The organism is Streptomyces sp. NPDC001599, assembly GCF_042893535.1.
Classification (GTDB): domain Bacteria; phylum Actinomycetota; class Actinomycetes; order Streptomycetales; family Streptomycetaceae; genus Streptomyces.
Window position 1 is genome coordinate 338,662 of record NZ_JBIAVA010000006.1, and the last position, 26,958, is coordinate 365,619.

The following is a 26,958-nucleotide window of genomic DNA, read 5'->3' on the forward strand; positions in this document are numbered from 1 at the left end:
GGACATGAGCGACACGAACACCGTCACCGCGCCCGCCGACGCCGTCACCGGCATGGTCGACCACGTCCTGGCCCTGGCCGGGACCTGGACCCACTGGGACGGGACGCCCGCCCACGTCGACGGCCGCGTCTACACCCCGCACAAGGCGGTCCGGCGGGTCGCCGACCACCTGGTGGACCACCTCGCGGAGCTGGAGGCCCGGCTGGCGGGCGAGGAGACACTCCCCGACCACTGGCACGCCTCCCTGGTCACCACGGAAGCGGACCACGCCCGCTTCACCGCCGAGGACCTCGACGAGGCCCGCAGCCGACTCACCCGGCTCGCCCGGATCTGGGCCAACCGCCTCGACGCGCTCACCGACGAGCAGCTCGACCACTCGCCGGGCGAGGGCTGGAGCTTTCGCGAACTGGCCGCGCACCTCGCGGAGTCCGTGTACTACGCCGACGCGGTCGGTGACCTGTCGTGACCGTGACCGCCTTCGCCGCCCTGCACCGTGCCGGTGAGCCCCTGCTGCTGCCGTGTGCCTGGGACCACGCCTCCGCCTTCGCCCTCGCCGGGCAGGGCTTCCGCGCCGTCGGCACGACCAGCCTCGGCGTCGCGGCGGCGGCCGGTCTGCCCGACGGGGCGTCCGCGACCCGCGACGAGACCCTGCGGCTGGCCCTCACCCTCGGCTCGGCCCCCTTCCCGCTCTCCGTCGACGCGGAGGACGGGTTCAGCGACGACCCCGACGAGGTGGGGGAGTTCGCACGGCAGCTGGCGGCGGTCGGCGCCGTGGGGATCAACCTGGAGGACGCCCTCGGGCCCGCAGACCGGCACGCCGCGAAGATCGCCGCGGTCCGCGCGGCCGCCCCCGGCCTGTTCGTCAACGCCCGCACGGACACGTACTGGTCGGGCGACGGCGACGCCACGCAGACGCTGCGGCGCCTGGAGGCCTACCGCGAGGCCGGTGCCGACGGCGTCTTCGTCCCCGGGCTCACCGACCCCGCCCGCATCGCGTCCCTCGCCGCCCACTTCGACGTGCCCCTCAACATCCTGTACACGCCCGCCGGACCCACCCTCGCGCACCTCGCCGACCTCGGCGTACGCCGCGTCAGCCTCGGCTCGCTGCTCTACCGGCGGGCGCTGGGCGCGGCCCTTCAGGCGGCCGCGGACGTCCGCGCGGGCCGGGACCCGGGCGGTCCGGCGCCCACGTACGACGAGGTGCGCGCGCCGGGCCGGCCCTAAGGAGCCGGGGCACCCAACGAAGCAGGGCTGTTGTCCGTCTTCTCGCTGGGTGGCCAGTCCGTTGCCCGACCCCGGGCGAGCAGCCAGTACAGGGCGGCGGGCACCACGAGCCCCACGATCCACGAGATGTCCGCGCCGCCGAGCGGACCGACGAGCGGGCCGGTGTAGAAGGCGGTGGCCAGGAACGGCAGTTGGGTGAGAATCCCGACCGCGTACACCACGAGCGCGTCCCAGCGCCAGGCGCCGTAGCGGCCGTCCGGGTCGGAGAGGGCGGGGAGGTCGTAGCGTTCGCGGGAGATCAGGTAGTAGTCGACCAGGTTGATCGCGGACCACGGCGTGAAGAACGTCAGCAGGAACAGCAGGAAGTCCTTGAACGAGGTCAGGAAGCTGTCCTTGCCCGCGAGTGCGACCACCGTGCCCGCGACCATGATGATGCCGATGTAGACGGCCCGGCCGCGCTGCGACAGCTCCCGCTGCCCGCGGAAACCGCTGATCCCCGTCACCATCGACATGAAGCCGCCGTACGTGTTGAGGACGTTGACGGTGAGCTTGCCGAGGGCGATCACGAAGTAGAAGAACGAGGCCGCGAGTCCTGCTCCGCCGAGCGAGACGACGTACCCGACCTGGTTGTCGACGAACTTCTCGCCGGCGCTCGCCGCGACCAGCACACCGAACGCCATGGACCACTGCGAGCCGAGCGCGGAGCCCGCGAGCGTCCACCAGAACGTGGCCTTGCCGCTGGTCGTACGCGGCAGATAGCGCGAGTAGTCGGCGACGTACGGCCCGAAGGCGAGCTGCCAGGAGGCCGACAGCGACACCGCGAGCAGGAACATCGGTGGCGAGAAGTGCGCGTCCGAGAACAGCGCCCCGACGTCGACCTGGTCGAACAGCCGGATGCCCAGGTAGACGAAGGCGAGCGCGCACACCACGCTCGCCACCCGCCCGAGAACGTGGATGACCCGGTAGCCGACTGTCGCCACGAGCCCCGTGACGAGCGCGAAGACGATGATGCCCGTCGTGTCTCCCGTGTGCGTGAGCCGCGCCGTGGCCTGACCCGCGAGCACGGTGCCGCTGGCGAAGAACCCCACGTACATCAGGATCACGAGGAGCAGCGGGACGACCGCGCCCTTCACCCCGAACTGGGCCCTGGACTGGATCATCTGCGGCAGCCCGAGCTTCGGGCCCTGCGCCGAGTGCAGCGCCATGACGGCGCCGCCGAGCAGGTTGCCGAGCACGAGCCCGAGCAGCGACCAGACCACGTCGCCGCCGAAGACGACGGCGAGGGCACCGGTGACGACGGCCGTGATGTGGAGGTTCGCGCCGAGCCAGAGCGTGAACTGGTTGAAGGCTGTGCCGTGCCGTTCGCTGTCCGGGACGACGTCGATGGAGTGCTTCTCGACTACCGCTGCCATGGTCAAGGCCCTCCTACTTCCTGATCATCCGGAGGCTGGTCGTCCTGCCGCGGCCCGGCGACACGAAGACGCTCACGCCCCCTGCATATAGTCATGCAGACTCTCGGTGCGTGAATAGATTGTCAATGCCTCGACGCGAGTGGATCGCGGTGTCACCACGGGAAAAAGCTCCGCCACCTACCCGCGGCTCAGGCGCGCGGCCAGTTCTCCAGTGCCACGTGCAGGGCGTCGACCACCTTGTCCCAGGACGCCCGTACGTCCCGCGGGGCGCCGAAGGCGCCGGCGGACTCCAGCGCGCAGTACCCGTGGAAGGTGCTGCGCAGCAGGCGTACGGCGTCGGTGAGGTCGGGCTCGGTGAGGCCGTAGGACCGCAGCATGCCGTAGGTGATCTCGGCGGTGCGGCGCAGGGCGGGGGCGTCGGCGACGAGGGACTGGTCGACGCGGATCTGCGTGGCGGCGTAGCGGCCGGGGTGGCGCAGGGCGTACGCCCGGTAGGCGCCCGCGAAGGCGGCCAGCGCCTCCTTGCCGGCCCGGCCGGCCACCGCCCCGGCGATCTCCTCGATCAGTTCGCCGCCGGCCAGCAGCGCGACCCGGACGCGCAGGTCCTGGAGGTTGCGCACGTGCGTGTAGAGGCTGGCGTCCTTCACCCCGAAGTGCCGGGCGAGCGCGGAGACGGTGACCGCCTCGAAGCCGGTCTCGTCGGCCAGGTCGGCGGCCGCGGCGACGACACGGTCCGTGGTGAGACCCACTCGGGGCATGGGCCGCCTTCCCGCAACCTAGAGTTCCTAGGTTTCATGCTAGGGCAGGACGGGCGGCAGCCGTGGATCACCCGCAAGTCGTTCAACGTTCATCTTCCGCGCCGATTCTCCTCGAAGCCGCGCACGGCGGCGGTATCCAGGAGGAACACGCATGGGGCACGGACACGCACACGGACACCCGCACGGTCACCACCACCACGGACATACGCACGACCACGAGCACGCCACCGCACAGGCCCTGCCCGCCGCCTTCGACACCAGCGTCCCCGACGAGGCCCTGAGCCCCGCACAGCAGTCGCGGCGCGGTCTGCTGCGCCGCGCCGGTCTGCTCGGCGCGGGACTGGCCGCCGGTACCGTCCTCGCCCCGGCGGGCACCGCCACCGCCGCCCCCGCCGCATCCCCGCAGGCCGCGAGCAACGGCCGCCGCAGGAAGGGCTTCCTCTGGCTGGCCGGCGACCACCACATCCACACCCAGTACAGCAGCGACGGCAAGTACCGCGTCGTCGACCAGGTCCGCCAGGGCGCCCGGCACGGCATGGACTGGCTGGTCATCACCGACCACGGCAGCGCCACCCACGCGAAGATCGGCGTGGAGAAGGTCAACCCGGACATCCGCGAGGCCCGCGACGCCCACGAGGACACCCTCGTCTTCCAGGGCCTGGAGTGGAACATCCCGGCCGCCGAGCACGGCACCGTCTTCGTCCACCCCGGCAAGCACGAGGTCTCCGTCCTCAAGCAGTTCGAGACCGACTACGACGGCAGCGTCAAGGGCGCGGGCGACTCCACCCCCGCCAACGAGGCCCTCGCCATCGCCGGACTCTCCTTCCTCGCCGACCAGGTCAAGCGGCGCAAGGTCAAGGACGCCCTGATGCTCGCCAACCACCCGGCGCGCAAGGGCATCGACTCCCCGCACGAGATCCGCGCCTGGCGCGACGCCACCTCCCGCGGCCACCAGATCGCCGTCGGCTTCGAGGGCGCCCCGGGCCACCAGGCGGGCGGCCTGCCGAAACCCCTGGGCCCGGGCGGAGCCCGCGGCATCTACGACGGCAGCCCGAGCGCCAACTCCTTCGCCGGCTACCCGCTGGAGAGCTACCGCACCTGGGGCGGCTTCGACTGGATGACCGCCACCGTCGGCGGCCTGTGGGACAGCCTCATCGCCGAGGGCCGCCCCTGGTGGATCACCGCCAACTCCGACTCCCACCAGGTCTACGCCGACACCGGCGCCCGCGGCGGCGGCGACTTCAACGCCAACGGCCGCTACGACGACCCCGTCTACGCCGGGCAGATCGACATCACCCAGAACGACTTCTGGCCCGGCCAGTACAGCCGCACCCACGTCGGCTCCGACGGCTTCTCCTACGCCGCCGTCATGGACGGCATCCGCGCCGGACGCGTCTGGGTCGACCACGGGCAGCTCGTCAGCGGCCTCGACGTCCGCGTCTTGGGCGGCGGCCGCTGGGCCACGCTCGGCGGCGCCCTGCACGTCCGCAGGGGCACCCGCGTCACCCTGTCCATCGACGTCGCCCTGGCCGGCGGCCCCAACTGGGCGGGCTTCGTCCCCAAGCTGGCCCGCGTCGACGTCATCCAGGGCGACGTGACCGGACCGGCCGCCGACAAGGACACCTTCACCGCGCCGACCGCCCGGGTCGTCACGTCGTACGAGGTGACCGAGGCGAACACGGACACCGGCACCGTCCGCCTCACCTACGACCTCGGCCGCGTCGACCACCCCGTCTACCTCCGCACCCGCGGCACCGACGGCAACCGCTCCGCCGTCGGCGCGCTGGGCGCCAAGGTCGACCCGGCCGGTCCCGCCATCGACGTCGTCGGCGACGCCGACCCGTGGCGCGACCTGTGGTTCTACTCCAACCCCGTCTGGGTCCTGCCCTCGTGACACCGCCCGCCGCGCCGTACGTCCTCGGCATCGACACCGACGCGACGACCCTGCGCGAGGCCGACCACCTGCTCCAGGCGCTGGCGGCCGAACTCGCCCTCCCCGAGGGAGTCTTCGGCTGCACGCACCTGGTGCGGGACGGCCGCCCGCGGGTCGCCCTGTCGCTGGCCGCCGAGGCGGAGCCGGTCCTGCGCACCGCCCGGGACCGGCTCACGGCCCGGGGGCACGAGGTCCGCGACGGCACCTGGGACGAGACCGGCCGCGCGGTCCTCTTCCCCGGTGCGGCCACCCTCACCGGCACCCTGACGCTCGCCGAGCTGCTCGCCCGCTCCGCCATCGACCGGGTGACCGTCCTCGGCACACCGGACGAGCCGAGCCCGGACACCCGGCTGGTCACCCGGGACCACGTCCGCCCGCACTGGCAGGACGGCCGCCTCGTCCTGGCCGCCATGCCCGCGGTCGGCGGCACCCTGGTGCCGTTCGAGGACCCCGACCCCACCCCCTGCTGCGCCGACCACTGACCCGGCCGCCGCAAGACGCAGTGCGCGGGGTGCTCAGCCCGTGAGCACCCCGCGCACGAACGCGTTGGTGAACTTCCCCGCCGGGTCCAGCGCCCCGGTCAGCGCCCCGAAGTCGGCCAGCCGCGGGTACAGCGCGCGCAGCTCGCCCGCCGGGACGGTGAACACCTTCCCCCAGTGCGGGCGGGCCGCGAACGGCGCGAGCGCCTCCTCCAGCCGCCGCACCACCGGCAGCACCGCCGCCGTGTCCTCGACCCAGGTGAAGTGCGCCGCCACGGTGTCCCGGCCGTAGGAAGGGCTCAGCCACTGCGCGTCGGCGGCGACCGTGCGGATCTCACAGGTCTGGAGCACCGGCGCCAGCGTCTCCCGTATCGCGTCCATCGCGTGCAGGGCCGCCAGGGCGTGCTCCCGGGGCATCAGGTACTCCGACTGAAGCTCGGCACCGCTGCTGGGCGTGAACTCGGCCCGGAAGTGCGGCAGCCGCTCGTGCCAGGGACCGGGCACCCCGAACTGCTCCGTGCAGTTGACCGCGGGCATGCCCGGCACCGGGTGCATCTTCTCGGCGGCCGGCGCAGCGTACGGGAAGCCGTCCAGCGGCTGGTCGGCGCGCCGCTTCAGCCACACCTGCCGGAAACCGGGCGCCCGCCAGTCGGTGAACAGGCTCACGCTGTACGCCGCCGCCATCACCGTCTCGAACGTCGCCGTGTCCAGCCCGTCCAGCGGCAGCTCGGTGAAGACGTGCTGCTCCACCTCGTAGGCGGGCTCCAGGTCGAGGGTGAGCGAGGTCACCACGCCCAGCGCGCCGAGCGAGGTCACCGCCCCGCCGAACCGCTCGTCGCCCCGCGCGATCACCACGGTCGAACCGTCCGCGGTGACCAGCTCCACCTCGCGCACCACCGAGGCCAGCGAACCGTTGCCCACCCCGGAACCGTGCGTGCCGGTGGCCACCGACCCGGCGACCGAGATGTGCGGCAGCGAGGCCATGTTCGGCAGCGCGAGCCCCCGGGCGTGCACCAGCCGGGCCAGCTCCGCGTACCGCACCCCGCCGCCGACCCGCACCGTACGGGCCGCCGTGTCCACGTCCACCACGGACGGCAGGCCCGCGAGCGAGAGCAGCAAGCCCCCGTCGCCCGGCTCGGCGATCTCGTTGAAGGAGTGCCCGCTGCCCAGCACCCGCACGCGGTCGCTCCCGGCCACCAGGGCCCGCAGGGCGTCCAGGGAGTGCGGCCGCAGCAGTTCCTTCGCCGTGTACGTGATGTTGCCGGCCCAGTTGGTCACCGTGATGTCGCTCATAGCGCGGAAACCTACCCGGCGCGCCTGAAGGGGCCCCGGGCGGGAAGCCTCTCCCGCGGGGGCATACCGTGAGAAGTCGAACGCCGGACCCGGGAGGAGACACGGGATGGACAGCCGTACCGCGCTGGTCGAGGATCTGATGGAGCGGTTCCCGCACGTACCGCGCGAGGCCGTCTTCAAGGAGGACCTGCTGCGCGGCGGCGTCGCCTTCGACCCTTCCGCACTCAGCGATACCACCAATGAGGCAGCCGGCGAGGTCAAGCCGAAGTCGTACTTCATCTTCTCCTTCGACCACGGCACCCTGCCCGAGTTGGGCGAGGCCGCCCTGCGCCGACCGCCCGAGGAGATCATCCTCACCGGCGGCCCCTACGACCTGCGCCGCACCGTCGTCTCCGTCCGCGTGAACCCGGCCTCTCCCTACCGGGTGGCCGCGAGCGAGGACGGCGTCCTCGGCCTCTACCTCGACGGCAGGCGGATCGCCGACGTCGGTGTGCCGCCCATGCCCGAGTACTACCGGCACAAGCTCTCCAACGGGAAGTCGGTCATGGAGGTGGCCCCCACCATCCAGTGGGGCTACCTGATCTACCTGACCGCCTTCCGCGTCTGCCAGTACTTCGGCGCCAAGGAGGAGTGCCAGTACTGCGACATCAACCACAACTGGCGCCAGCACAAGGCCGCCGGGCGGCCGTACACGGGCGTGAAGGACGTCGACGAGGTCCTGGAGGCGCTGGAGATCATCGACAAGTACGACACCGCGAAGATCTCCACCGCGTACACGCTCACCGGCGGCGCGATCACGTCCAAGGTCCAGGGTCTGGACGAGGCCGACTTCTACGGCCGGTACGCCAAGGCCATCGAGGAGCACTTCCCCGGCCGCTGGATCGGCAAGGTCGTCGCCCAGGCCCTGCCCAAGCCGGACGTCCAGCGCTTCAAGGACTACGGCGTGCAGATCTACCACCCCAACTTCGAGGTGTGGGACGAGTACCTGTTCAAGATGTACTGCCCCGGCAAGGAGCGCTACGTCGGCCGCGACGAGTGGCACAGGCGCATCCTGGACTCCACCGAGGTCTTCGGCGCGCGCAACGTCATCCCCAACTTCGTCGCGGGCGTGGAGATGGCCGAGCCCTTCGGCTTCAAGACCGTCGACGAGGCGATCGCGTCCACCACCGAGGGCCTGCGCTTCTTCATGTCGCACGGCATCACGCCCCGCTTCACCACCTGGTGCCCCGAGCCGACCACGCCGCTCGGCAAGACCAACCCCGACGGGGCGCCGCTGGAGTACCACATCCGCCTGCTCCAGGCCTACCGCCAGACCATGGAGGACTTCGGCCTCTCCTCGCCCCCCGGCTACGGCCCGCCCGGCGCCGGCAACGCGGTCTTCTCGGTCAGCTCCTTCATGGACAGCCTGCCGGCGGACGCGCCCGTGGAGGTCTGAGCGGACGGTTCGTGGTTATTCGGTGGCGCGGCCCTTCGGCGCGCGGCTAAAGTGAGCGGTGTTCGAGCGGCGGCCCCAGCGGCCGCCGACAGGGGATCTTGCCGAGGAGGTGTCGACCAATGGCTGTCACTGTGACGGGCGCTGCCCGCATCCAGGAGTCCATCGAGTCCACCTCCGTGGCCACCGGCTGATCTCAGCCGCTCCCTGAGTTCTCGCGCCGGGGCCGCACCCTGAAGGGTCACCCCTTGACTTCCACGTCTTCCCCCTCCGCCTACTCCGGCCTGTCCTCCTACGGCTGGGACGACTCCTGGGCCGACGCGTTCGCGCCGCACGCCGCCGAAGGGCTGCTGCCCGGCCGGGTCGTCCGGGTCGACCGCGGACAGTGCGACGTCGTCACCGCGGACGGCGTCCTGCGCGCCGACACCGCGTTCGTCACGCCGCACGACCCGCTGCGGGTCGTCTGCACCGGCGACTGGGTCGCCGTCGAACCGGACGGCAACCCGCGCTACGTACGGACGTACCTGCCCCGCCGTACCGCCTTCGTGCGCTCCACCTCGTCCAAGCGGTCCGAGGGGCAGATCCTCGCGGCCAACGTCGACCACGCGATCGTCGCCGTGTCGCTCGCGGTCGAGCTGGACCTCGCCCGGATCGAACGGTTCCTCGCCCTCGCCTGGGAGTCCGGGGCGCAGCCCGTGGTCGTCCTCACCAAGGCCGACCTCGTGCCCGACCCGGTGACCCTGGCGTACCTCGTCCAGGACGTGGAGACCACCGCGCCCGGTGTGCCGGTGCTGGCCGTCAGCGCCGAGCAGGGCGAGGGGCTCGACGTGCTCGCCGCCGTCGTCTCCGGCGGCACGGCCGTGCTGCTCGGCCAGTCCGGCGCCGGCAAGTCCACCCTCGCCAACGCGCTGCTCGGCGAGGACGCCATGGACGTCCAGGCCACCCGCGACGTCGACGGCAAGGGCCGGCACACCACCACCACCCGCAACCTGCTCGCCCTGCCCGGCGGGGGAGTGCTGATCGACACCCCCGGGCTGCGGGGCGTCGGCCTCTTCGACGCGGGCAGCGGGGTGGACCAGGTGTTCGCCGAGATCGCGGAGCTGGCCGAACAGTGCCGGTTCCACGACTGCGCCCACGACAGCGAGCCGGGCTGCGCCGTCCTGGCCGCCATCGACAGCGGTGCACTGCCCGAGCGGCGGCTGGAGAGCTACCGCAAGCTGATGCGGGAGAACCAGCGCATCGTCGCCAAGACCGACGCCCGGGTGCGGGCCGAGATCCGCAAGGAGTTCAAGCGCCGGGGAGCCATCGGCAAGGCGGCCATGGAGGCCAAGCGGGGCGGCCTGAGGTAGCCCGGCGGCCGCTCCGACGCGATGTCCGATTTCCGCCAGCCCGGTCCGCCGGTCTGGCGGAGACTGGACAGCGTGACACCACAGACAGCGCAGACAGCGGAGCAGGCGGACGCGCACGAGGACGTCCGGTACGAGGCCGTGCGGAGCCGGGACGCCCGGTTCGACGGCGCGTTCTTCTTCGCCGTCGAGACCACCGGCATCTACTGCCGGCCCAGCTGCCCCGCCGTCACACCGAAGCGGCGCAACGTGCGGTTCTTCGCGACGGCCGCCGCCGCGCAGGGCTCGGGCTTCCGGGCCTGCCGGCGGTGCCGTCCCGACGCCGTGCCGGGCTCCGCCGACTGGAACGTCCGTGCCGACGTCGTCGGGCGGGCCATGCGGCTGATCGGCGACGGTGTCGTGGACCGCGAGGGCGTCGCCGGACTCGCCGGACGGCTCGGCTACAGCGCCCGCCAGGTGCAGCGCCAGCTCACCGCCGAGGTGGGCGCCGGACCCGTGGCCCTCGCCCGCGCCCAGCGTGCGCACACCGCGCGGGTCCTGTTGCAGACCACCGGCCTGCCGGTCACCGAGATCGCCTTCGCGTCCGGGTTCGCCAGCGTGCGGCAGTTCAACGACACCATCCGGGCCGTGTACGCGGCCACCCCGAGCGAGCTGCGCGCCGCCGCCCCCGCCCGCGACCGGGCCGCCCGGCGTACGGCCACCCCCTCGGCCGGTGTGCCGCTGCGGCTCGCCCACCGGGGGCCCTACCAGTCCGGCCCCGTCTTCGACCTGCTCCAGCGGCAGGCCGTCGCCGGTGTCGAGGAGGTGAGCGGCGAGACGGGCCGCCGCGTCTACCGGCGCACCCTGCGCCTGCCGTACGGCACCGGGATCGTCGCCGTCCAGGAACGGCCGGGCGGGCCGGACCGGGCGGGCGCCGGCAGCGGGGGCTGGCTGGAGGCCCGCCTCCACCTCACCGACCTGCGCGACCTGACCACCTCCGTACAGCGGCTGCGGCGGCTGTTCGACCTGGACGCCGACCCGTACGCCGTCGACGAGCGGCTCGGTGCCGACCCCCGGCTCGCCCCGCTGGTCGCCGCCCGCCCGGGCCTGCGCTCGCCGGGCAGCGCCGACCCCGACGAACTTTCGGTGCGGGCCCTGGTGGGGCGCGCGGAGGCCGAGCGGCTCGTCCAGCGGTACGGCAAGGTGCTCGACGCGCCCTGCGGCACCCTGACCCACCTCTTCCCCGAACCGGCGGTCCTCGCCGAGGCCGCGCCGCACGGCACCGCGGGCGCGCTCGCCGCCGCCCTCGCCGACGGCGCCGTACGCCTGGACCCGGGCGCCGACCGGGACGACGCCGAGCGCGCCCTGCTCGCCGTGCCCGGCCTGGACGCCCGTACCGTCGCCGTCGTGCGCACCCGCGCCCTCGGCGACCCGGACGCCGCCCCGCCCGGCGCCGCCGTCCCCGACACCTGGCGCCCCTGGCGCTCGTACGCACTGAACCACCTGCGCGCAGCAGGAGAGTGGGAGAACGACCGATGACCACGACCCCGACCCCGGCCTCGATCCCGGCCCCGAACACGACCACGCCCGCCGAGACGTACTGGTACGAGGTGGACAGCCCCGTCGGGCGGCTGCTCCTCACCGCCGGCTCCGACGGCGCGCTCACCTCCCTGTCCGTGCCCGGGCAGAAGGGCGGCCGGAGCGTCCGGGACGGGTGGCGGCGCGACGCCGGGCCCTTCCGGACGGCCGAGGAACAGCTCGGCGCCTACTTCGCCGGGGAGCTGACCGAGTTCTCGCTGCCGCTGCGCGCGGAGGGCACCGCCTTCCGGGAGCGCGTGTGGGCCGCCCTGGACGACGTGCCCTACGGGGCGACGACGACGTACGGCGAGATCGCCGCGCGCATCGGGGCCTCGCGGCCCGCGGTACGCGCCGTCGGGGGTGCGATCGGCGCGAATCCGCTGCTGATCCTGCGCCCCTGCCACCGGGTGATCGGCGCCGACGGCTCCCTGACGGGGTACGCGGGCGGGCTGGAGCGCAAGACGCGGCTGCTGTCGCTGGAGGGCGCCCCGCTCAGCCGGCCAGCACCGCTCCCAGCCACGCCCCGGTGATCAGCAGGCAGGCGAACAGCTCGGTCAGCAGGTCGGCGCCGCCCTGGCGCATCGCCGTCCGCAGCGACGCCATCGCCTCGCCGTGCCGCCCCAGCCGCAGCCGCTCCGCGAGGTAGATGCCGCCCATGAAGCCGGGGACCGCGCCGAGCACGGGGACCAGGACGAAGCCGAGAACGGCGCCCGCGCCCGCGTACGCCGTGAGCCGGCGCATGGCCTCGTCCCGGCGTTTCCTGCGGGTCGGCAGCGCCCAGCGCACCGCCCGGGACAGCAGGAGCACGCCGGTGGCGCCGACGAGGACCGCCCACGAGAGCGGCTGCGGATCCTTCAGCGCCCACCACAGCACCCCGGCCCACACCAGCCACGACCCCGGCACGCCGGGGAGCAGGACGCCGCACAGCCCGAGCAGAATGACCAGGCCGGCCAGCAGGAGGTCCCACGCTCCCATCTGTCCAGGGTGCAGTAATCCGGCCGGGTCCGCAGAAGTCCGGCCCGGCGGACGAGGTCTCCTCAGTCCTTTCTGGCCACCCAGTCCCTTTCGTAGGCGTGCCAGCCCAGTTGGAGCCGGGTGGTGACCCCGGTCAGCTCCATCAGGCGCTTCACCCGCCGCTGCACGGTCCTGAGGCCCAGGTCGAGCTGCTTGGCCACGCTCGCGTCGGTGAGACCGGCGAGCAGCAGGGAGAGGATCTCCAGATCGGTGCCGTCGGGGCCGTCGGGGGCCTGCTCGGTCACGCCCAAGGCGCCCAGACGCAGCGGGAGGGCGTCCCGCCACACGGCCTCGAACAGGCCCGAGAGCAGTTCGAGCAGGCCGCTGGAGTGCACCACCAGCGCGGCGGGCTCCGAGGAGCGCGCGGTGAGCGGGACCAGGGCGAGGGAGCGGTCGGCCACGATCAGCTTGGTCGGCACCCGGTCCACGACCCGGACCTGCTCCTCGCGGCCGAGCGCGGCGGTCAGCTCGGTGATGCCGGTCGGCAGGTCGAGGACCGACCGCTCGACCACCACCCGGTAGCGGACGCCGCGCCCGGTGGCCTGCTCCTCCGCGTCGTTCTCCATGCCGGTCACGGCCACCGGCTTGTCGGTGACCAGGGCGCACACCTCCTCGCTCGCGCCGAGCTGGAGCTGGAGGAAGCGCTGGGCGACGGCCCCGGCGCCGGTCACCACCTCCACCAGGTCGTGCACCGCGGGCTCGGCCGCCGCCGCCCGGTACTCCTCCGCCAGCAGGGCCGCCGCCAGCTCCGCACGCTCCAGCTCGTGCCGCTGCTGGGTGAGCAGGGCGCCCAGCGCGACGCCCGGCGGGGCCGCGACCCAGCGTCCCGGGCGGGCCGAGGACTGGGCGGCGAGCCCGTTCTGCTCCAGCCGGCGCAGCGCGCGTTCGGTGTCCCGCTCGCCGAGCGCCAGCCGCCTGGCCAGATCCGGTACGTCGGCCGCGCCCACCGACACCAGCGCCCGGTACGCCGCCTCGTGCGTGTCCTCCAGCCCCAGCACTCCCAGCATCAGGTGTCGCCCCTCCCCAGAACCATGCCCACCTCCACCTGCGCGGACGTCCGTGGCGGGAAACGGCCACGGCGCAAACCCGCCTCGGGACATCATCGCCGTACCGCCGGTCACTCTGCCAAGGTGGCGTCGCCGGGCGGTCCTCCCGTGGGGGGTGGGGCCGCTAGGTCCAGTCGTCAAATTCCCGTCTGCTCGGCGACGCCATGCACGCACTCTCGCCGCACCGGGCGCCGACCACGTACAACCAGTACGCCGGTCGACGCCCGGCACGCCGAGAGCACGCACCTGACGCCGCCGAGCCCGCCCTTCGGGCGGACGACGGGAATTTGACGACAGGACCCAGGCCACCCCACCTCGGAGAACTGTTCGACGCGTCCCCCGACACGCCGCCCGGCGCACGCCGGTCCGCCCCGAATTTCCCGATGCCCCGTTTTCATCCGGCCCCGTCGGTGGACAATCGGGAGCATGAGTCAGCAGGGGGGAAGGCCCACCGGTCCCACCGGTCCCACCGGACCTGAGGACGACTGGTGGGGGCAGCTGTACGACGACTCCACCGACGACACCGGCCCCACGGCCGCACCCGATTCCCTGGACGACCGCTTCGCCTCGGCGTCGGGCACGCTGTCCCGCGGACCGGCGGCCCCCGGCCCCGGCGAGCCGAGGCAGCCGGGGCCACCACCGTCCCCCACCGCGCCCGAACCGGGACGGCCCTGGTGGTCCCGGACCCCGTCCGCCACCGTCCCCGGCCCCCGCACCGGGGACGACGCCCCGCCGCAGCACGCCGACTTGCCGAGACCGGGCAACGGTTCGGGGGGCCGCGGCCCGTACGGGTCTGCGGGCTCCCCGGGAACGGGTGACGGCGGGCTCGGGAACGGTGGCCCTGCGCGGGCTGCCGGGCCGTCCCGGCCCACGGCTCCCTGGGAGCCTGCGTCCGCGACAGACGCCGGTCCGAGGAGCTTTCCGGCCCGGAGTCCCGACCCGGGCGACACGGACGCGCCGGACGCGCCGGAAGCGCCGCCGGAGCCCACGCCCGCCGGAACTCCGCCGCCGGGTGATGCGTCGGGTCCCGTCCCGCCGGGGGCGGGGTCGCTGTGGTCGGGGGGCGGGCGGTCCGGTCCCGTGCCGCCCACCGCGCCCGGTGCCGGGCGGTCCGGCCCGGTGCCGCCCCCGGCGTCCGGTGCCGGGCGGCCTCCCGGGCCGAGGCGGCCGGATCCGCGTGGGCCGACCACGTCCGGGTCCGGGGCGGCCGACCTCAGGGAGCCGCCCGAGGCGGTCCCGCCGACCCCGACCGTGTCCGACCTGCCGCCGCTTCCGCCGCCGTTCCTCCCCTCGTCGGACGCCGACCGCGACTACGTCGGCAGTGGGCCGCCCACCTACGACGCCGAGCCCACCGCGCTGCCGCCCGCCGATCCCGACGGCCTCGACGGGCTGGTCCCGGACACCGTGCTGGAGGGCGCCCGGTACGGGACGTGCACGCTGCGGGCCGTCTCCGTGCGCGGGGACTCCGCGCGGTACCGGGGCGAGCCGCGGCGCGACGCGCTGCTCGTCGCCCGGTTCGGCGCCGGCGAGCAGGCGCTGGTCCTGGTGGCGATGGCGACCGGCGCCCGCGCCACCGCCGGGGCGCACCGGGCGGCGGCCGAGGTGTGCCGGTGGATCGGACGGGCCGTGGGCCGCAGCCACGCCCGGCTCGCCGAGGACCTGCGGGCCGCCCGGCGCGGCGACCTGAAGTCCGGCCTGCACCGCCTCACCGACCGCAGCCTCGGCCGGCTCCGTGCGGGGGCCGCCGAGCAGGGCCTGGCCCCGGACGAGTACGCGGCCACCCTGCGCTGCCTGCTGTTGCCCGCCGACCCCGGGTGCCGCACGCGGGTGTTCTTCGGCGTCGGCGCGGGCGGGCTGCTCCGGCTGCGCGACGGCGTCTGGCAGGACATGGAGCCGGACGCCGGTGACGTCACCGCAGAGCCCGTCCTCGGCTTCGGCTCCGCATCCCACGGCGTGCCGGGCGACGCGCCCAGCGAGACGCCCGTGGGCGACCGGCTCACCATGGACCTCGGCATCACCACACCCCCGGGCCCGTACGACGGCCCGCCCGCCGGGCCACCCCGGGAGCCCTTCCGTTTCCGGGCCTCCGTAGCCCGCCCGGGTGATGTGCTCCTGATGTGCACCGCAGGCCTCGCCGAGCCACTGCTGAGCGAGCCCGGACTGGGCGAACTCCTCGCTCGGCGATGGGCGGGCCGCCCGGCACCCGGACCGGTGGAGTTCCTCGCGGACAGCGGCGTACGGGTCAAGGGCTACGCGGACGACCGTACGGCCGCCGCCGTTTGGGAGGCGTGAGACCGCTCGCTGTGGCATAGCTGGACCCATGGCCAAACAGAACGTCGCGGAACAGTTCGTCGACATCCTCACCCGCGCCGGGGTGGAGCGCCTCTACGGAGTCGTCGGGGACAGCCTCAACCCGATCGTGGACGCCGTGCGCCGCCACTCCGGCATCGAATGGGTGCACGTCCGGCACGAGGAGACCGCCGCCTTCGCCGCCGGCGCGGAGGCCCAGATCACAGGGAAGCTGGCCGCGTGCGCCGGCTCCTGCGGTCCCGGCAACCTCCACCTCATCAACGGGCTCTACGACGCCCACCGCTCCATGGCCCCCGTCCTCGCCCTCGCCTCGCAGATCCCGTCCAGCGAGATCGGCCTGGGCTTCTTCCAGGAGACCCACCCCGACCAGCTGTTCCGCGAGTGCAGCCACTACAGCGAGCTGATCTCCAGCCCGAAGCAGATGCCCAGACTGCTCCAGACCGCCATCCAGCACGCCGTCGGCCAGGGCGGCGTCAGCGTCGTCTCGCTGCCCGGCGACATCGCGGACGAGCCCGCCCCGGAGAAGGCCGCCGAGACGGCGCTCGTCACCTCCCGGCCCACCGTCCGGCCCGGCGACGAGGAGATCGACCGGCTGGTCCGGATGATCGACGACGCCGACAAGGTCACCCTGTTCTGCGGCAGCGGCACCGCGGGCGCGCACGCCGAGGTCATGGAGTTCGCCGGGAAGCTCAAGGCACCGGTCGGGCACGCCCTGCGGGGCAAGGAGTTCATCCAGTACGACAACCCGTACGACGTCGGCATGAGCGGGCTGCTCGGCTACGGCGCCGCCTACGAGGCCACCCACGAGTGCGACCTGCTGCTCCTGATCGGCACCGACTTCCCGTACAACGCCTTCCTCCCGAACGACGTGAAGATCGCCCAGATCGACGTCCGGCCCGAGCACCTTGGGCGGCGCTCCAAACTGGACCTCGCGGTGTGGGGCGACGCGCGGGAGACGCTGCGCTGCCTGATCCCGCGGGTGAAGGAGAAGAAGAGCCGCCGCTTCCTCGACCGGATGCTGAAGAAGCACGCGGACGCCCTGGAGGGCGTCGTCAAGGCGTACACCCGCAAGGTCGACAAGCACGTCCCGATCCACCCCGAGTACGTGGCCGCCCTGCTCGACGAAATGGCCGACGACGACGCGGTGTTCACCGTCGACACCGGGATGTGCAACGTCTGGGCGGCCCGCTACATCTCGCCCAACGGGCGCCGCCGCATCATCGGTTCCTTCTCCCACGGTTCGATGGCGAACGCACTGCCCATGGCGATCGGCGCCCAGTTCAACGACCGGCGCCGGCAGGTCGTGTCGATGTCCGGCGACGGCGGCTTCACCATGCTGATGGGCGACTTCCTCACCCTCGTCCAGCACGACCTCCCGGTGAAGGTGGTCCTCTTCAACAACTCCACGCTCGGCATGGTGGAGTTGGAGATGCTCGTCGCGGGTCTGCCCTCGCACGGCGTGACCAACAAGAACCCCGACTTCGCCGCCGTCGCCGAGGCCTGCGGCGCCTTCGGCGTCCGGGTGGAGAAGCCCAAGGACCTGGCCGGGGCGCTGAAGGCGGCGTTCAAGCACAAGGGCCCCGCCCTCGTCGACGTGGTCACCGACCCCAACGCGCTGTCCATCCCGCCGAAGATCAGTGCCGACATGGTCACCGGCTTCGCCCTGTCCGCCTCGAAGATCGTCCTGGACGGCGGCGTCGGACGCATGCTCCAGATGGCCCGCTCCAACCTGCGCAACGTCCCCCGCCCGTGACCGGACCGACGACCCGGCCGAAACCCGATGACTGCCGGGGGCCCGAACGGGCAAGGCTTTCCCCGTGAAGTTGTTCGACCGGAGCGGGACAGACGGGGGGAGACGACATCAGCGCGCCGACGGGGGACATGAAGGAGCAGGCGGTGCCACAGCTCAGGCGGCGGCTCGGCCGGGCGGACCTGCGGGCGGTGCCCGAGGCCCGGCGGGCGCTGCGTGAGCTGCTGCGGCACTGGGGCGGGCCCGGGCAGTCGGAGGTCGCGGAGCTGCTCGCCAGCGAGCTGGTCACCAACGCGCTCGTGCACACCGACGAGGGCGCCGTCCTGACCGCGACGGTCGGGCCGCGCGCCCTGCGGGTCGAGGTACGGGACTTCGTGGGCCGGGGACGGCAGCCCCGGCCACGCGCACCGCAGCGGGAGGAGAGCACCAACGGCAGAGGGCTGGTCCTGGTCGAGTCGCTCGCCGACGACTGGGGAGTCCGGCCCTGCGAGGTGGGCAAGTCGGTCTGGTTCGAACTGGGCGCGGCAGCGGACGCGGAAGCGGCCTGAGACGCCGGGAAGACCGGTGCCTCAGGCCGTCGGTGTCGGACACGGTGCGCGTTCGGCTCAGCCGAACTGCTGCTCCAGGTCCTTGAGCTTGCGCTCCAGGGAGTCCAGGCGGGGCAGGGCCTGGGTGTCGTCCTCCGCGGTGAGGTCGACGGTCTCGACGGACATCTGCTCAGACCCGCTCCGCACGGGCTGAAGGGAGGGCCGCCGGCCCGCCGCGGGCAGTTGCTCCGGGGTCGATATGGCAGGCTCCGCGGCGGCGCGTTCCGAGCCCCGCTCGACCTGCTGCACCTCGACCTCGACCTGACGGCCGCCGCGCCCGGGGAAGCCGCGGTGGCCGTGGCCCCGGCTGATCGCCTTGAGCTGCGCCCGCTCCAGGCGCTCCTGCTCGCGCCGCCGGAGCTTCTTCTCCTCCTTCTGGCGCCGGTCGTCGCGGACCTCCTCGACCGCCTCGTCCAGGCTGCGCACGCCCTCCAGCAGCATCAGCGACCAGGCGCGGTACGTCTCGCGGGGCGCGCGCAGCCAGCGGACCATGCGGATCTGCGGCAGCGGACGCGGCACCAGACCCTGCTCGCGCAGGGCGGCCCGGCGGGTCTGCTTCAGGGCCCGGTCGAACAGCACCGCCGCCGACAGGGACATGCCCGCGAAGAAGTGCGGGGCACCCGCGTGCCCCAGGCCGCGGGGAGCGTGCACCCAGTTGAACCAGGCCGCGGCGAAGGCGAAGGCCCACACGAGTATCCGCGAGCCGAGGGCCGCGTCACCGTGGCTGGCCTCGCGCACCGCGAGGACGGAGCAGAACATCGCCGCACCGTCCAGCCCGAACGGGACCAGGTACTGCCAGCCGTCGCTCAGGCCGAGGTTCTGCTCGCCGAAGCCGACCAGACCGTGGAAGGAGAGCGCCGCGGCGACCGCCGCGCAGCAGAAGAGCAGGACGTAGGAGAAGGTGCCGTAGAGGGCCTCCTTGCGCCGGCGGCGCTCCTCCATGCGCTCCCACGAGTCGTCCGCGCCCGCGTCCTTCCCCGAGGAACGCTTGCCGCGCGCGAGCACCGCCACCGCCGCCAGCATGCCCAGGAGCAGCACGGCGCCCGGAAGCAGCCAGTTCAGCGATATGTCGGTCAATCTCATCAGGGGTCCCTTGCAGTGGGATAGGGCGTAACGCCCGCCATGGTGGCCCAAACCCAGCGGCCCTCAGGGGGTTTCGGGGCAAGAGGCCGCCAAGGGAGTGCAGAGGGGGTGCCCAGGGCGGCGTTCTGCTCGAACTGCCGCGTGAGGGGCGGGAGTTGAGTTCGATTAAGACTACCCGTACGGGTGGTTCCACGGAAAGTTCCCGCCATGCGTGGGGAAGTTGTGGAACAACGTGGACGATCTTAGCTGACGGTCACTCAGCCCGCTGCGGCGAGCAGCTTGTCGACGCGGTCGGCGTCGCAGGTCCGCGGGCAGGTGGCGCAGGTGTCCTCGGGGCGCAGGGTGTAGAACATGCAGCAGCTCGCCCGGTCCCGGGTGTGCAGCGGTTCGCCGTCCGGCCCCTTCAGCTCACGGAACGCCGCGTCCCCGACATACGGCTTGGTCGCGCCCGGCAGCAGCAGCTCCAGCTCGTGCCTCGCCCGCTCCTGCTCGCCCAGCAGGTGGGCGACGTACCACAGGCCCTCGACGACCTCGTCGGTCGCCATCCCCCACAGGGCGCGTCCGCGCCGCCGCATCCGGGGGCCGAATCCGGCCAGGACCGGCTCCAGGTGCTCGGCGACGGCGGCCCGCACCTCGGCGCGCAGTTCCTCCTCGTCGGCGACCACCCGGGCGCCGGGCAGGGCGGCGGCGGGGTCGCCGGGGAGGCAGGCGAAGGATGCGGCGCGCACCGCCATCCGGCCGAGGGGGAGCCCGGCGGCCGTGCGGTCGTAGGACACGTGGGCCGCGGGGTGGCGGGGCACCCGGCGGTGCAGGAACCACGGCACGGTGATCAGCAGGCAGGCCGGCCACGCGTACCGGTGCAGGCCGAAGCTCGCGATCACGTCCGGCCGGGCCCGCTGTCCGTAGTCCCGCAGCACCTGGGCCTCGTCCCAGGCGAGGAAGGCCGCCAGCTCCGCCCCGCCCGCGGCGAGGGAGGCGGCCGTGACCCAGCCGTCGCCGCTCGGGACCTCGTCGGCCGCGTCCAGTTCGGTCACGCCCAGCCCGGGGAGGACCTCGGACAGGCGCGCGTAGGCGTCCGTGAGGGCCGTGCGGGCGACAGGCATGCGGGACCACCGATCCACGTCGGGACAACGGGCTGCTTAAAGGTAAGCCTTACCTTACCCAACATGTTCGGGATTTGAACTGACGGCCCCTGCGCTTATGGTGCTTGACGGACAGGTGACAACCCGCCGTAATGACCCCAAGTACCGACACGTCCCGCAGGAGGACCCGTGAAGCACAGCGCGCAGGGCGCCGCAGGTACGGGTACGGGTGCGGCGGCCGGAGCGGTGCGGATCCCGGTGCAGCCGGGAGCGGCGGACAGGGCACGGGACCGGGCCCCCCGCGGTGAGGAGCCGGACGGCCCGGCGCGCGGCGAGCACACCCACGGCGAAGCGCCGACGCCCCGCCCGCGCGCCCTCGTCCAGCGTTCCTCCGTGCGCGGCCAGATCCTCGACGCCCTGCGCTCCGCGCTGGTCACCGGTGAACTGCGGCCCGGCGAGGTCTACTCGGCGCCGGTGCTCGGCGAGCGGTTCGGCGTCTCGGCCACACCCGTGCGGGAGGCCATGCAGCAGCTCGCCCTGGAGGGCGCCGTCGAGGTCGTCCCCAACCGGGGCTTCCGCGTCCTCGAACGCGGTGACCGCGAGCTGGCCGAGCTGGCCGAGGTCCGGGCCCTGATCGAGGTCCCGGTGTGGCTCCGGCTGGCCCGCACGGTGCCCGCCGAGCACTGGGCGGAGCTGCGGCCCCTCGCCGAGGCCACCGTCCGGGCCGCCTCCTCCGGCTGCCCGGCCACCTACGCCGAGGCCGACCGCGCCTTCCACCGCGCCGTGCTCGCGCTGGCCGGCAACGAACAGCTCGTCCGGATCGCCGGTGACGTGCACCGCCGCGCCCAGGGGCCGCCGGCCGGCTCGCCCTCCGTGCGCGGCCGGGCCGACCTGGTCGCCGACGCACACCAGCACACCGCGATGCTGGACGCGCTGATCGCCGGCGACCCGGAGACGGTGCGGGCCCTGGTAGGGGATCACTTCACGGCCACGTCGTGAGCCGGAGGCCCGAGGCGGGTGCGCTCGCCGGCGCCTGCCGGGTGCCTCCCCCACTCTCGGCTCCGCTCGAGCGGGAGGTACCCCCACCGCCCACCCGTGCCGCCCTGGGGGTACCTCCCAGGCCGTTCAGGCACTGGGGGAGGCACGACTGCCCGCAGCGGCGGCGAGCGCCGAGGGCCAGGGCCTGTCTGCCCGCCGCTACCGGACCTCCTGCCGTTCCGTGCGGCTCGTGGGTACCTGCTTCCCCGGCTTCTCGGACTTCCCCGTGGCGCGGGCCCTGCCGCCCTTGCGGCGCCCGGGGCGGGAACCGGCGGCGTCGCGGTTGTGCAGCTCGATGGCCAGCGGAGAGGCGGTGAAGACCGACGAGTACGTGCCGACCCCCACGCCGATGAGCAGCGCGAGCGCGAAGTCGGTGAGCGAGTCGTCGGCCAGGACCGCCAGCGAGGCCAGGATGAGCACCGCGCCCATGCCGGTGTTGACCGTGCGCGGCAGGGTCTGCAGGATCGCGTCGTTGGTGAGCCGGTCGAACGGTGTCTTGCGTTCCTTGCCCAGCAGTTCCCGGATGCGGTCGAAGAGCACCACCGAGTCGTTGACCGAGTAGCCGATCACGGTCAGCAGCGCGGCCAGGAACACCCCGTCGATCGGCTTGCCCAGCCAGGCGAACACACCGACCAGAATGACCACGTCGTGGGCGAGGGCGCCGACCGCCGCCGTGCCGAACAGCAGGCGGAACCGGACCGCCAGGTACGCCAGCTGCGCGGCCAGCGCCAGGCCGAGGGCGATCAGGGCGTCCCGGCGCAGTTCCTCGCCGAGGCTCGGGCCGATCAGCTCGTCGCGGACCTTCTCCGTCTCGCCGCCCAGGGCGGCGACGGCCTTCGTGACGGTCGCCGCCTCGGCGTCGGTCAGCTCCTCCGTGCGCACCGTGAGGTCGCCGTCGCCGGAGGACTGGACGACGGCGCGCGGGAAGCCCGCGTCGGCGAGCGCGTCCCGGGCCCGGTCGGGATCGACCTGGGTGGCGGTGGAGTACTCGATGAGCCGCCCGCCGGTGAACTCGATGCCGAAGTTCAGGCCCCGCACCAGGATGCCGGAGCCCGCCACCACGAGGACGACCAGCGAGGCCGCCAGCCAGCGGCGCGGCCGGCGCATCAGGAAGGGGTTGCGGCGCAGCAGGGCGTCGCGGACCGGGCCGGTCGTGGAGATGCCGGTGATGCGGGGGCGGCGGTAGACGGCCGGGCGGCTCGCGGCGAACTCGGCCAGCACCCGGGTGATCACCAGGGCGCTGACCATCGAGGCCAGCACACCGATGCCCAGGGTGACGCCGAAGCCCTTCACGGGGCCGGAGGCCAGGAAGAACAGCAGGGCGGCGGCGATCAGCGTGGTGATGTTCGAGTCGGCGATCGCGCTGAAGGCGCTGCGGAATCCGGCGGTCAGCGCGGAGCGCGTACTGGGACGGGTCCGGGCCGCCTGTTCCTCGCGGGCCCGCTCGAAGACGAGGACGTTGGCGTCCACCGCCATGCCGATCGCCAGTACGAAGCCCGCGAGGCCCGGCAGGGTGAGGGTCGCGCCGACCGCGGCCAGGGCGGCGTAGGAGATCAGGCCGTAGCAGAGCAGGGCCACCGTCGCGAGGGCGCCCATCAGCCGGTAGACGACGATGATGAACAGCGCGGTCAGCGCGGTGCCGATGACGGCGGCCCAGGCGCCGGCCGAGATGGCCTCGTCGCCGAGGGTGGCGCCGATGGTGCGCTGCTCGATCGTCTCGACCGGCACGGGCAGGGCGCCGCCCTTGACGAGCAGGGCCAGTTCGCGGGCCTCCGCGTCGTCGAAGGAGCCGGTGATCTGTGTGGAGCCCCCGGTGATGCCCGCCCCGCAGGCCACGGAGGGGTCGACCTGCGGCGAAGAGATGATCTTGTCGTCGAGCACGATGGCGACCCGGCGCTGGGGATCACCGGCCGGATGGCAGGCCGCCTCGCCGGTCACCTGGGCCCACCGGTCGCTGCCGGCGTCCTTGAAGTCGACGGTGACGTGCCAGCCCGCGCCGTTCTGCTGGTCGAAGCGGGCGTCGGCGCCCTTGACGTCCTGCCCGGTCAGCGTGGCGTCCTTCAGCCGCAGCGACTGCCCGGACTCGTCCGGCAGTACCCGCTCGCCGTCCGCACCGTCCTCGGCCGCCGTCCCGTCGGCCCCGTCGCCGGGGCTCTCCGCCGGACCGAGCACCGAGTGGACGGTGAGCTGCGCGGTGCGGCCGAGTACGTCGGCGGCCTTCTTGGGGTCCTGCACGCCGGGCAGCTCGACGACGACGCGGTTCTCGCCGGAGCGGACGATGGTCGGTTCGGCGACACCGAGGGCGTCGATGCGGCCGCGCAGCACCTCCACGGTGCGGTCGGTGGCCTCCCGGTCGGCCTTGGTGGTCTCGGTGGACTTGGTCTCCAGGACGATCTGGGTGCCGCCGCGCAGGTCGAGTCCGAGGCGGACCGGCATGGTCAGGGCGATGGCCACGGCCCCGGCCAGCACGGCGAGCGCGAGGAGCGCGCGGACGTTCAGGGAACGGGAACGGGACCGCGTACGGGAGCGGGAGCGGGAAGGGGGACGGGAGCGTTTCAAGACGGGCCTCCGGCGGGCACGCCGCGGCGGCGGCCGAGCGCGGCCGCGGCGGAAGAAGGTGACGGGTGGTCGGGGTGTGCGTCTCAGCTGCCGGAGGAGACGGGCGGCGCCCGGCCGCTGTCGTGGCCGGTGCGGCCGGGGGAGACCGGTACCGGACCGGGCGTGGCCGAGGTCCGCGCATGGGCACCGGGGGCGGAACCCGCGTCGCGCGCCGCGGTGGCCGCGTGGTGGTCGGGTGCCGTCGGGCGCTCGGCCAGGTGGTCGTGCCGGGCCCGGGGCTGGGCGGCGCAGATCGGCGTACAGCCGTCGTCCGCGTGGAGGTCGAGGGCCGGATGGGGCACGGCCGTGGCCGCGGCGGCCACGAGGGGACCGCTGGGGCCCACCCGGGCGCCGGCCGCGGGCCAGGCCGGGACCAGCGGCAGCAGAACGGCCAGCAGCACCGTGAGCACCGTCGCGAGCCGGTGGCGCATGCACCGTTCCCTTCCGTGGTGGGTGAGTCAGGGGATGTCGCTTGGATCTTGCCGGGGTCGGCCGAGGGGAGGAGCCCGGGGCTCCGGCCGGGGAGTGGGCGGCCAGAGCCACGGGCGGTTCGGGGGACCGTCAGGGTTCGATGAGCCCGGCGCGGATGGCGTACCGGGTCAGCTCCAGGCGGTCGCGCAGGCCGAGCTTCTGCAGCAGGTTCGCCCGGTGCCGCTGGACGGTCTTGATGCTGATGAAGAGGATCTCGGCGATCTCCTTCGAGGAGTGGCCCTCGGCGACGAGCTTGAGGACCTCCTCCTCGCGCGGCGTGAGGATGTGGTCGGAGGTCTCCTCGCCGTGCCGCACCCGGTCGAGGTAGTTGCGGATGAGCGCGGTCACCGCGCCCGGGTACAGGAAGGGCTCGTCGCGCATCGCGGCGCGGCAGGCGGCGACCAGGTCCCGGTCGGCGACCGACTTGAGCACGTATCCGCAGGCCCCCGACTTCAGCGCCTGGAACAGGTACTGCTCGTTGTCGTGCATCGTCAGCATCAGGATGCGCAGCCCCGGCTTCAGCGCGGCCAGTTCGCGGGCCGCCTGGAGACCGGTGAGGCGCGGCATCGCGATGTCCAGGACCGCGAGGTCGGCCTCGTGGGCCCGCGCCATGTCGATGGCCTCCGCGCCGTCCCCGGCCTCGGCCACCACCTCCAGGTCCGGCTCCCGGTCGAGGATGAGGCGCACACCGCGACGCACCAGCGCGTGGTCGTCGGCGAGCAGGATGCGGATCTTCGGCGGGGCGGACGCCGGGGGCGTGCCGTACGCGGACGTCGTGGGCGACGCGGACGAAGTGGACGTCGCGGACGGCGTGGACCTCGTCGTGGACTGGGGCGTCGTGGACGCGTCGGCGGGGCGGCGGTAGGCGTTCGGCGCGGACGGCTCGGGCAGGGACGGGTCGGACATGGTCGGGGCTACTTCCTGGGAAGGGGTGCGGTGAGCCGGATGCGGGTGCCGGCGCCGGGTGCCGACGTGATGTCGAGGGCGGCCCCGATGAGCAGGGCCCGTTCCCGCATGCCGCGGATGCCGGCGCCCTCGTGCGCCGCCTCGATGCCGCGCCCGTCGTCGGCGACGGTGAGCGTCACCGCGCCGTCGGCGCCGGCCAGGCCCACCTCCAGGCGCTCGGCGTCCGCGTGGCGGGCGGCGTTGGTCAGGCTCTCCTGCGCCACCCGGTAGAGGACCAGCTCCGTCTCGTGGTCCAGGACCGGCAGATCGGCGTCGAAACGGCGCACCACCCGCAGCCCGGTGTGGGTGGCGAAGTCGTGCGTGAGCGAGGACAGCGCGCTGATCAGGCCGAGGTCGTCCAGGACGCCGGGCCGCAGCCGGCGCACCAGGCGGCGGACCTCGTCCAGGCTCTCCCGGGTGATCTCCTGCGCCTGGTGCAGCTCGTCGCGCAGCGGCTCCTCGGCGTCGTCCGCGGCACGCCCCAGGACCAGCAGGATCGCGGTCATGCTCTGCCCGACCTCGTCGTGCAGCTCCTGGGCGATGCGGCGCCGCTCCGCCTCCTGGGCGAGCAGGACGCGGGCACTGCTGGTGGCCCGCTCGTTCTCCAGGCGGTCCAGCATGGCGTTGAAGGTGCGGATCAGCTCCGGGACCTCGCCGCCCCCGGAGATCGGCAGCCGTTGACCGGGGCGCAGCAGGTCGACGGTGGTCATCAGCTTGGTGAGCCGCTCCAGCGGCGCCAGGCCCCAGCGCAGCAGGGCGCCGTTGGCCACCAGCATGACGCCCATGCCGACCACGAGGACGACGGCCTCGGTCAGCAGGATCGGCACGGAGACGGTCACCGGAGCCCACAGCAGCAGCGCCGTGGCGAAGCCCAGCACCACCGCGTTGAGCCCGAAGATCCGCCAGAACAGGGACACCGGGGGTACGCCTCCTTCGGCGACGTGTCGACTTGGTACGCCTCTACTGTCGGTCATCGCGCACCCTCGGTGGGAGCTGCGGCCCAGGTAGCGACCGAGCAAGCGACCAGCGTGCCCCTCGCGGACCCGTCCGGTCGATGGGGCCCGACCCCCATTTCCGGCCCGCGGCATACCCATATGGCCGCCCCGGCGTACCGCCGAGTGGATCCCGCACCCCCGGGCAAATGGGTCCTGCGCCCGATGGGTTTCGGCGGGCGGCCCGGCCAGGGTTGAGGATGACCGGGTCCGATCGGCCCGGCACTCGGCATACCCGCAGAACCTTCCGAGAAAAGGACCCCTCACCGTGTCGCTCGACGCCTCCCGCATCGAACCCCGCCCTGAGCGGCTGACCGCTCACGAGGCGCGCCAGCGCCTCGAACACGCCCGCAACACCCGCGTCACCCAGCTTCAGGCCCTCGCCGAGAGCGGCCAGGCGGACGACCAGCTGATGTCCGCGCAGAAGGCCGCGATCGAGCGGGTGCTCAAGGAGATCGACGAGGCCTTCGCCCGGGTCGAGGACGGCACCTACGGCGCCTGCCTGGGCTGCGGCAAGCCCGTACCGGGGGAGCGCCTGGAGATCCTTCCCTACACGCGGTACTGCGTCGCCTGCCAGCGCCGCGCCGCCACCTGACGGCCCTGTCCCG

24 protein-coding genes are annotated in these 26,958 nt (G+C 73.6%); 13 read left to right on the top strand and 11 right to left on the bottom strand.

Annotated elements, in window-relative coordinates; all coding sequences use genetic code 11:
* The first annotated feature begins 4 nt into the window (after positions 1 to 4).
* Both ACFYZ3_RS18515 and ACFYZ3_RS18520 read left to right on the top strand, forming a co-directional pair.
* Complete coding sequence (locus ACFYZ3_RS18515) at positions 5 to 466, top strand: hypothetical protein (RefSeq protein WP_388518572.1); 462 nt, start codon at positions 5 to 7, stop codon at positions 464 to 466.
* Positions 463 to 1,224 (top strand): isocitrate lyase/phosphoenolpyruvate mutase family protein, encoded by a 762-nt coding sequence (locus ACFYZ3_RS18520; protein WP_388518575.1) that lies wholly within the window; start codon positions 463 to 465, stop codon positions 1,222 to 1,224. Before ACFYZ3_RS18515 ends, ACFYZ3_RS18520 begins: the two co-directional genes overlap by 4 nt.
* Here ACFYZ3_RS18520 and ACFYZ3_RS18525 read toward each other — a convergent pair.
* Entirely contained in the window at positions 1,221 to 2,636 is a 1,416-nt protein-coding gene (locus ACFYZ3_RS18525; protein ID WP_388518578.1) for a purine-cytosine permease family protein, read from the bottom strand. The two genes, ACFYZ3_RS18520 and ACFYZ3_RS18525, sit on opposite strands and share 4 nt — an antisense overlap.
* A 188-nt stretch (positions 2,637 to 2,824) precedes the next feature.
* Positions 2,825 to 3,394, bottom strand: coding sequence for a TetR-like C-terminal domain-containing protein (locus tag ACFYZ3_RS18530; RefSeq protein ID WP_388518582.1), 570 nt, complete (start codon positions 3,392 to 3,394; stop codon positions 2,825 to 2,827).
* A gap of 151 nt (positions 3,395 to 3,545) precedes the next feature.
* On the opposite strand from ACFYZ3_RS18530, the gene ACFYZ3_RS18535 reads away from it, so the two are divergent.
* Both ACFYZ3_RS18535 and ACFYZ3_RS18540 read left to right on the top strand, forming a co-directional pair.
* Positions 3,546 to 5,288 (top strand): PHP domain-containing protein, encoded by a 1,743-nt coding sequence (locus tag ACFYZ3_RS18535; RefSeq protein WP_388518584.1) that lies wholly within the window; start codon positions 3,546 to 3,548, stop codon positions 5,286 to 5,288.
* A complete protein-coding gene (locus ACFYZ3_RS18540) occupies positions 5,285 to 5,809 on the top strand; it encodes a hypothetical protein (protein ID WP_388518587.1) in 525 nt (174 codons plus the stop codon). The genes ACFYZ3_RS18535 and ACFYZ3_RS18540 overlap by 4 nt, the downstream gene beginning before the upstream one ends.
* A 33-nt stretch (positions 5,810 to 5,842) precedes the next feature.
* On the opposite strand, the gene aldO is transcribed toward ACFYZ3_RS18540, so the two are convergent.
* A complete protein-coding gene (aldO, locus tag ACFYZ3_RS18545; protein WP_388518590.1) occupies positions 5,843 to 7,099 on the bottom strand; it encodes an alditol oxidase in 1,257 nt (418 codons plus the stop codon).
* Positions 7,100 to 7,205: 106 nt separating this feature from the next.
* On the opposite strand from aldO, the gene ACFYZ3_RS18550 reads away from it, so the two are divergent.
* The 4 genes from ACFYZ3_RS18550 (at position 7,206) to ACFYZ3_RS18565 (ending at position 11,964) form a co-directional block, all read left to right on the top strand.
* Positions 7,206 to 8,534, top strand: coding sequence for a radical SAM protein (locus tag ACFYZ3_RS18550; protein WP_388518593.1), 1,329 nt, complete (start codon positions 7,206 to 7,208; stop codon positions 8,532 to 8,534).
* A 245-nt stretch (positions 8,535 to 8,779) separates the two neighbouring features.
* The gene (rsgA, locus tag ACFYZ3_RS18555; protein WP_388518595.1) at positions 8,780 to 9,880 is read left to right on the top strand and encodes a ribosome small subunit-dependent GTPase A; all 1,101 of its coding nucleotides are present in this window, start codon (positions 8,780 to 8,782) and stop codon (positions 9,878 to 9,880) included.
* Positions 9,881 to 9,901: 21 nt separating this feature from the next.
* On the top strand, positions 9,902 to 11,395 hold the full coding sequence (locus tag ACFYZ3_RS18560; RefSeq protein WP_388518598.1) for a DNA-3-methyladenine glycosylase 2 family protein: 1,494 nt from the start codon (positions 9,902 to 9,904) through the stop codon (positions 11,393 to 11,395).
* Positions 11,392 to 11,964 (top strand): methylated-DNA--[protein]-cysteine S-methyltransferase, encoded by a 573-nt coding sequence (locus ACFYZ3_RS18565; protein WP_388518601.1) that lies wholly within the window; start codon positions 11,392 to 11,394, stop codon positions 11,962 to 11,964. Before ACFYZ3_RS18560 ends, ACFYZ3_RS18565 begins: the two co-directional genes overlap by 4 nt.
* Here the strand turns inward: ACFYZ3_RS18565 and ACFYZ3_RS18570 are convergent.
* Both ACFYZ3_RS18570 and ACFYZ3_RS18575 read right to left on the bottom strand, forming a co-directional pair.
* Positions 11,927 to 12,409, bottom strand: a complete 483-nt coding sequence (locus ACFYZ3_RS18570; RefSeq protein ID WP_361006405.1) for a DUF456 domain-containing protein — start codon at positions 12,407 to 12,409, stop codon at positions 11,927 to 11,929. The two genes, ACFYZ3_RS18565 and ACFYZ3_RS18570, sit on opposite strands and share 38 nt — an antisense overlap.
* 62 nt (positions 12,410 to 12,471) lie before the next feature.
* Entirely contained in the window at positions 12,472 to 13,455 is a 984-nt protein-coding gene (locus ACFYZ3_RS18575; protein WP_388518604.1) for a helix-turn-helix domain-containing protein, read from the bottom strand.
* 465 nt (positions 13,456 to 13,920) lie between these two features.
* Here ACFYZ3_RS18575 and ACFYZ3_RS18580 point away from each other — a divergent pair, with 465 nt between their 5' ends.
* The 3 genes from ACFYZ3_RS18580 (at position 13,921) to ACFYZ3_RS18590 (ending at position 18,102) form a co-directional block, all read left to right on the top strand.
* Positions 13,921 to 15,786: a protein phosphatase 2C domain-containing protein gene (locus ACFYZ3_RS18580; RefSeq protein WP_388518607.1), complete on the top strand. Its 1,866-nt coding sequence runs from the start codon at positions 13,921 to 13,923 to the stop codon at positions 15,784 to 15,786.
* A 28-nt stretch (positions 15,787 to 15,814) separates the two neighbouring features.
* The gene (locus ACFYZ3_RS18585; protein WP_388518610.1) at positions 15,815 to 17,557 is read left to right on the top strand and encodes a pyruvate dehydrogenase; all 1,743 of its coding nucleotides are present in this window, start codon (positions 15,815 to 15,817) and stop codon (positions 17,555 to 17,557) included.
* A 143-nt stretch (positions 17,558 to 17,700) separates the two neighbouring features.
* Positions 17,701 to 18,102, top strand: coding sequence for an ATP-binding protein (locus tag ACFYZ3_RS18590; protein WP_388518612.1), 402 nt, complete (start codon positions 17,701 to 17,703; stop codon positions 18,100 to 18,102).
* A gap of 57 nt (positions 18,103 to 18,159) precedes the next feature.
* Here the strand turns inward: ACFYZ3_RS18590 and ACFYZ3_RS18595 are convergent, their stop codons facing one another.
* Positions 18,160 to 19,224: a DUF2637 domain-containing protein gene (locus ACFYZ3_RS18595; RefSeq protein WP_388518614.1), complete on the bottom strand. Its 1,065-nt coding sequence runs from the start codon at positions 19,222 to 19,224 to the stop codon at positions 18,160 to 18,162.
* Positions 19,225 to 19,481: 257 nt separating this feature from the next.
* A complete protein-coding gene (locus ACFYZ3_RS18600; protein ID WP_388518616.1) occupies positions 19,482 to 20,327 on the bottom strand; it encodes a (2Fe-2S)-binding protein in 846 nt (281 codons plus the stop codon).
* Positions 20,328 to 20,495: 168 nt separating this feature from the next.
* On the opposite strand from ACFYZ3_RS18600, the gene ACFYZ3_RS18605 reads away from it, so the two are divergent.
* The gene (locus ACFYZ3_RS18605; protein ID WP_388518618.1) at positions 20,496 to 21,305 is read left to right on the top strand and encodes a GntR family transcriptional regulator; all 810 of its coding nucleotides are present in this window, start codon (positions 20,496 to 20,498) and stop codon (positions 21,303 to 21,305) included.
* 198 nt (positions 21,306 to 21,503) lie between these two features.
* Here ACFYZ3_RS18605 and secD read toward each other — a convergent pair whose 3' ends face one another.
* From secD to ACFYZ3_RS18625, 4 genes are all read right to left on the bottom strand, one after another.
* Complete coding sequence (secD, locus tag ACFYZ3_RS18610; RefSeq protein WP_388518620.1) at positions 21,504 to 23,903, bottom strand: protein translocase subunit SecD; 2,400 nt, start codon at positions 23,901 to 23,903, stop codon at positions 21,504 to 21,506.
* 83 nt (positions 23,904 to 23,986) lie between these two features.
* Entirely contained in the window at positions 23,987 to 24,373 is a 387-nt protein-coding gene (locus tag ACFYZ3_RS18615; RefSeq protein WP_388518622.1) for a hypothetical protein, read from the bottom strand.
* 130 nt (positions 24,374 to 24,503) lie between these two features.
* Positions 24,504 to 25,319 (bottom strand): response regulator, encoded by an 816-nt coding sequence (locus ACFYZ3_RS18620; RefSeq protein ID WP_388518624.1) that lies wholly within the window; start codon positions 25,317 to 25,319, stop codon positions 24,504 to 24,506.
* 8 nt (positions 25,320 to 25,327) lie between these two features.
* Positions 25,328 to 26,275, bottom strand: a complete 948-nt coding sequence (locus ACFYZ3_RS18625; protein ID WP_388518626.1) for a HAMP domain-containing sensor histidine kinase — start codon at positions 26,273 to 26,275, stop codon at positions 25,328 to 25,330.
* Between the two features lie 343 nt (positions 26,276 to 26,618).
* On the opposite strand from ACFYZ3_RS18625, the gene ACFYZ3_RS18630 reads away from it, so the two are divergent.
* Positions 26,619 to 26,945 (top strand): TraR/DksA C4-type zinc finger protein, encoded by a 327-nt coding sequence (locus tag ACFYZ3_RS18630; protein WP_356859888.1) that lies wholly within the window; start codon positions 26,619 to 26,621, stop codon positions 26,943 to 26,945.
* Positions 26,946 to 26,958 lie beyond the last annotated feature (13 nt).